Raw genomic sequence first — 6,057 nt, 5'->3', positions numbered from 1 at the left:
CGCAGCCCTGGACGATACCCCGGCCAATCGCAAGAAGGTGAAGCAGATTCTGGAGCGGATTGAGGCAGAAATTACGGTCGGCACCTTCGAGTATGCCCGGTATTTTCCGGGCAGTTCGAACGTCGAGAAGTTCAGGGCAGAGGTGGCCACCACGGGGGAGGTGCTGGAAACGCCGCTGTTCTCGGAATTTGCCCAGACCTGGTTCGATGAGATGCGCATCCAGTGGCGCAAGACGCACATCGACACGGTGCGCCTCACACTGGACAAGTACCTGCTGCCCAACTTCGGGGATCAGCAGGTTGGCCGCATCAAGAAGGCAGACATCCTCGGTTTCCGGTCGACACTCGCCAAAGTCTCCGGCCGGAAAGAAGAGAGTCTGTCGGCGACTCGCATCAACCACATCATGACGCCATTGCGCATGATCCTCAATGAGGCGGCCAACCGGTATGAGTTTACCTCTCCCTATCACGGGATCAAGTCGCTCAAGGTGCCCCGCACGGACGTCGAGCCGTTCACGCTCGACGAGGTGAAGTCGATCATCGACACGGTGCGGCCGGACTATCGCGCCTATTTCATCGTGCGTTTCTTCACCGGTCTGCGAACCAGCGAGGTCCATGGACTGCAATGGCAATGCGTGGACTTCGAGCGGCGTCAGATCCTGGTGCGCAACGCCTGGGTGAAGGGTGAACTGGTCTACACCAAGAACGATGGGTCCTTCCGGACGGTGGACCTGTCGGAGATGGTGTGCAACGCACTGCGCGAGCAGCACAAGGTCACCGGGCAGCACCCCTTTGTTTTCTGCTCCCGGGATGGCGCACCCCTGAACCCGAATAACGTGACCTACCGCGTGTGGCATCCGCTGCTCAAACACTTGGGCTTGCGCCGGCGGCGCCCTTATCAAACCCGCCACACCGCGGCGACCCTCTGGCTGGCGGCCGGCGAGAGTCCGGAATGGATCGCCCGGCAGATGGGCCACACCACCACCGAGATGCTGTTTCGGGTCTATTCGCGGTATGTGCCCAATCTGACCCGCCAGGATGGATCGGCGATGGAGCGACTGCTGCGTTCCAGCTTTGGCCAGGATGGTGGGCCCCAGGTGGTTGGCGAATCCGCCGCACCCGCTTCGGGTTCACAAGTGGAGGTGTCCGATGAGCGGTAGCGCACGAGATGGTTTAAGGAGGGTTGATCAATTCGTCCCGCAGCGCACCGACGGCCCCCTCATCGAGCATCTGGCGGCATGCCTGGAGTCAGCCTTCCGAATCCCTGTCGGGGATCATCTGGTCGACGTCCTGGGAGACGGATCGGAACCCTCGAACCGAGAGGCGTTGCGGACGTGGGTGTCGCGGGAAGTGCTCCGTATCCAGCGCGAGGCGGTCAATGGCTGCATGCCACAGTTGGCGGATCAACTGCATCGCCGGCTTGACCGATGGGAGGGAACGGCATGACACATCCTATCCATTTGTCACCCGATGACCGGGTCGTGTCCCTGGTCTGTCCCGGACAGGCTTTCACCGTGCCCCGGGTCTGTCCGGGACACGGCCGGACATTGTCCCGAACCCCGGGTAACCGCTGTGCCGGCAATGTGGTGGGATGGACAACCGTCCATGGCGCCAGTCCCGGAAAGTCACGGGCTGTCCCGGGACATTGCAAGGCATGGGCATGGGACAGGTAAAGACAGTGTCCGACGCTGACTCTGCGTGGCTGACCCTGCAGAAGGCTGCCCGCCAGGCGGGATGTAGCGTGAAGACCCTTTATCGCCTGATGGATCGCGGCCATCTGGAGTACCGCAAGGGTGGCGACAACCGACGGTACGTCAGGGAGGAGCGGATTCGGGAGCTATTCCCTATGCTGTCGGTGGGGAAAACAATGGATTGCGATCTCGACGCTGAACTTCAGAACCTCAGGCGAGAGGTCCAGAAATTGGCAAATCAGTTGGAAATGCAGACGACGGTTCTAAAAGGACTGATCACGTTGTACCAGCCACGAGATCTGCAATCGCTGATGGCCAAGCACTGGCCAGAGAGCAGTGATCCACAGAAAAACGGCGGTGACGAAACCGCATTTGAGGAGTGAGGGGGCAACATGGATAAGACGAAGCAGCATGCCCAGAGTGATGAGAATGCTCAACGTGCAGAGGTGATTGCTGATCGCTCCGCGCGTATCTCGGTGGAAGCATCGCCAAACGTATATCGTTTGTGTGGGTTCAACTCACGCCAGGACGGTGCCAAAACCTACTACATGGCCGATTTGTACTATGATGGCCGCTCGATACCTGTGTATTGGTCAGGGTCGCGCAGAAATGAGGCTCTGCGTGAGAATGTTCTTGTGCGGCCTTATCGTATGAAGCAGCATGCTGACGAAGCAGGTCGGTACGAAATTGGGGGGATTGCAGCGCTTGCACGGCCGGAGCGTGATTTTTGTGTTTTCAAAAGCATCCCGGATGCGTGGAATGTTCCTGTGGAGTTGCTAAATCGGATGTCTTGCGTCGTGAGTCAATTGCCGGGAGACTATCGACATCTTATCAATTCAATTTTTTGGAACGAAGGTCGACTATACCGATACTGTCATGCTCCCGCTTCATTGCGGCATCATCACGCATATCGTCATGGGCTATTAGAACACACTCTCCAAGTTGCAGAAATGGTGATGCGGATGTGTGCCGCAGGATGGCAATCGGCTGATCGAGATTTGACCTTGGTTGGCGCCTTACTTCATGACGCCGGGAAAGCAGATGAGTATGTGTACCAGGGCCGTGCAGGGTGGCGGATGTCGGACCGAGGCATGCTGTTAGGGCACGGCACAACGATTGTCGAATGGCTTGCCGTCTCCGCTGCTCAACCAGGCCTGAGCGTGCCGGAGACGGCAATGATGGCTTTGACGCATTTGCTCACCGCACGCCGAGGCGCGCCCGATTGGCTTGGTCTGCGCGCGCCTGCGATGATTGAGTCAGAGCTCCTGTCACATGCCGACCGTCTGTCTGCGGAGTCCGACCTCCACCAGCGCTTGCAGCATCCTGCCGGTGGCTGGGGTCGCAAGCATCACACGATGCGGCAACGGGTTTATACCTTACCGATGGACGATCGGTCCCGCCATTGTTGAGTTTGTGCCTGGCCTCAATCCATGCCGAACGGCAGAGAGCCCTGGAGTCCTCCCTGACTCTGGTCGACTTGTACATCCAAGATCGAACCACCGATGGGCTTCTTCCTGCCTTCCTTAAATGAAAAGATCGGCTTGTAGCTGATCGATACTCTGGCATACAATTCTTGTGCCTGTATCAGCCGTTGCCGATGTTCTTTAGCAAATGATAGCTTCAGCTCTGGTTTTTTCCCGGGCTGGAGGATGCTGGCGCACATTGAGGTGTCGCGCACACCGTTAACCAACGCGCCAGCGACATGGTATGTTGTCTCCGGGTCCTCCACGGGGGGGTGGATAGGGGGAACATCCAATTCGCAGGTTTCACCGTTACTGAGTTCGACCCCAATTTTTTGGCTCTGAGCTCTTCTGATCGCCTTTAACAGTGTCAGGGGCCCTTGGGGCATAATGATGGTGTTTAATGATTTTTCGATATGAAAGGTTTTGCCTTTGACCAATGTGGCCGTGCTTGTGTTCTCTCCGAGAATAGCGTGTGCCTTATTGATTGTGTCCCCGACATGCGTCAGGGTGCGGTTCACCAAACACTTTACCTCTTCAACCTGATCATGGGAGACCGCATCCTGGTCGTAAGTCAGGTGGAGAGTTATAGTGACATGCTGATTTTCTTCTACTGCGTTTATCCATGTTATGTGAGCGTGCTGTTGGATGCCTTGGTCCTTCAGCCCGCGATTGGCCAGTGCCTCAATCGCATTCCCTAAATGTTTGTATTCTGCCTCGCGCTCTTTTGGATTAAGATAAGGCCACTCAACGCAACGGTCGATTGACTTCGCTCGGGTTATAAAAAAGCTCGCTAATTTTGTTTTTTTAAAATTTGGCATCTCAGGCTCCCTCTAAAATCATCCCAATACGTGCGAAACTCAACAAAGCGCTAACGCGACCGGACACCGATAATCGGAGCCACAGGAAACTGTCACGTGAGCGACATAATGGATGGGCTAGCCGCCCACCCATGTTGGTTTCAGCGAAACAGCATCGTGCTGTTTTTACGCACTGTCGGACGTTTTAGAGAAACCGTCGACGCAGACCCATATCATGATGGGTCGATCTGGTGTTGCGTCCCTACAACACCGATCATTTCAAGCTAATAAGCATGAAACGAAGCACAATCACTGTGCTGAGCTAAACCCTATTCCACGATCGCTGCAGATGTCAAGCTCTACGCCAGTGATTTGCAGAAAAACCGAGAGCAGATAACTCACGCGGTGAGCTGTGGCTGCCGTTTTCAGTCGTGGCCCGACCTGGGTGAGTCTGAGCTCTACGCGCGCACGTCTCAGCTTGGAAGATTTCATGGGCGCCCGTCGAACCTTTGCATGAGGTTCCTCAATGGGCCAGCCGAGTTCTTGGAGCTTATTAAGTAAGGTTGCGGATACCGCATAGTCGGTGGGTAATCGGAAAACGCCCTTTAGTGGGTCCGGCAGCAGTTCATAGTATTGCACTAGGCATCGAGCATCGTGCACAGAGGTGACGATTAACGCTTGGCCGTCCGGTGTATAAGAGCGTCTCCACGCGTCGAGTCCCCGCTCCAATGTATGCATGTTAGTGGGAGATAATGCTTGGAGCCATGTTGTCAGGTAGTGGAGGTAGTCTCTTGATCGCTTGGTCTCCAGTGTCGATAGGCACCCGTTGGGTAGTGTGGAATCGGCTATGGCCGACTGAATCAGCGGATCCTGAAGTGTGGCAGTTAAGTTATATTTATCAAAACCAGAATCTATTTCAATCTCAGTGGCTTTGGCGATAACCCGCTTGGTGGTTTCAGAAGTAATGTGAAGCATTTTGGCTAGAACATCGGTCTCCAGATTGGATGATCCAGACAGGCAAAGCAGTAGGTCAATTTCGGACAATGTAATTGGGTCGCATGAGTCGCGTCGGAAGGAGATCTTAACGTCCTCTCTGGTCTCCAGAGTTTTCACTGGTGGCAGGTTGATGCTCGCGTCAACGTGGCGGTTCATTGCCAGGCTCAGGCTATCGCGATTTCGACGACGACGTGAACGTACCGTGGCGTGAACGATGCCAGTGGCATACGCTGTGGCATGATCCGATAACCTTGGTGCACGATGCTGAGCGATGGATGCTGCAATGGCATCCAGCGAGTGGCCGTAGCTGGTCAATGACGTGACTTCAGCCACATGACCCATCGCGGTGCTGATGCTTTTGAGGTGGCGACTATTATCGAGAGATCCAAAGTATTCTTGTTCGGCCTCTAATGTGACTTGCTTGGAAATAAGCGGCGTTGACTCCCCGATTTCATTGCCCATTTCACTAAAATGCATGTACGCGAAGAGACGGGTGGCCCAGCTGTGTCTAAGGTGGTGGAACCTGATATGCGGGTCACCTGTGACCGACCTCATCGCCGCATGGATGTGCTTGACTACGATGTGGTGATTCTCAAGGGTGCAATGAGTGGTGGTTTCGGCCATGAGTGGGAAGAGCGGATTGTTAGTAAAGCCTTGTTCACCGTACTGCAGGACATCCTTCAAGATGCTGATCTCGGTCTCGGTGAGCGATTCCAGGAGGGGAATAATCCTTGAGCCAGCGAGTGTCTTCACCTCTCCTTGAGCACTATTCCGAATCCAGATGCACATCTGCCCGGTTGAGCCATCATACTGAGCTTCGCGATACTGTAGTCGCCAGGCCTCACCAAATCGAACGCCGAAGCGAAAACCCAAAAAAACCAGCCACGCGCAGCGCATGCGTTCACGTGTCGATAGGTCTGAAGCTGCGATCAGTGCATCGAGGACATGGGAATATTCCTGATCTGTCAGGTAGTTGGCGTCAGAAAACCGCGGCAGGATCTGTGCCCCCGCGTCGCTACGGATGGCTGTCCAGTCTGGCTCTTCAATCTGATACTGATTAACGAGGAAGTCGTGAAATGCCTGTAATCGACCGTATAGCATTGGCCTTATA

The 6,057-nt window shown here is 55.2% G+C and carries 5 protein-coding genes; 3 read left to right on the top strand and 2 right to left on the bottom strand.

What is annotated here, in order from left to right:
• From LPW29_RS14670 to LPW29_RS14660, 3 genes are all read left to right on the top strand, one after another.
• Positions 1-1,159 (top strand): tyrosine-type recombinase/integrase (locus LPW29_RS14670; protein WP_238628631.1); only part of this gene is annotated, 1,159 nt, incomplete at its 5' end.
• Between the two features lie 494 nt (positions 1,160-1,653).
• Positions 1,654-2,073 carry a helix-turn-helix domain-containing protein gene (locus LPW29_RS14665; protein ID WP_238628630.1) on the top strand — a complete coding sequence of 140 codons (420 nt, stop codon included), beginning with the start codon at positions 1,654-1,656 and terminating at the stop codon, positions 2,071-2,073.
• A gap of 9 nt (positions 2,074-2,082) precedes the next feature.
• Positions 2,083-3,099: an HD domain-containing protein gene (locus LPW29_RS14660; RefSeq protein WP_238628629.1), complete on the top strand. Its 1,017-nt coding sequence runs from the start codon at positions 2,083-2,085 to the stop codon at positions 3,097-3,099.
• A gap of 14 nt (positions 3,100-3,113) precedes the next feature.
• Here LPW29_RS14660 and LPW29_RS14655 read toward each other — a convergent pair whose 3' ends face one another.
• Both LPW29_RS14655 and LPW29_RS14650 read right to left on the bottom strand, forming a co-directional pair.
• On the bottom strand, positions 3,114-3,971 hold the full coding sequence (locus LPW29_RS14655) for a hypothetical protein (protein WP_238628628.1): 858 nt from the start codon (positions 3,969-3,971) through the stop codon (positions 3,114-3,116).
• Positions 3,972-4,259: 288 nt separating this feature from the next.
• Positions 4,260-6,057, bottom strand: a 1,798-nt coding sequence (locus tag LPW29_RS14650; RefSeq protein WP_238628627.1) for a tyrosine-type recombinase/integrase, incomplete at its 5' end; no start/stop codon positions are given.

This window comes from Ectothiorhodospira sp. 9100, from assembly GCF_022227565.1.
Classification (GTDB): domain Bacteria; phylum Pseudomonadota; class Gammaproteobacteria; order Ectothiorhodospirales; family Ectothiorhodospiraceae; genus Ectothiorhodospira; species Ectothiorhodospira marina.
The sequence above is the reverse complement of the archived record's forward strand: the minus strand, read 5'-3'. Positions and strand labels throughout refer to the sequence as shown.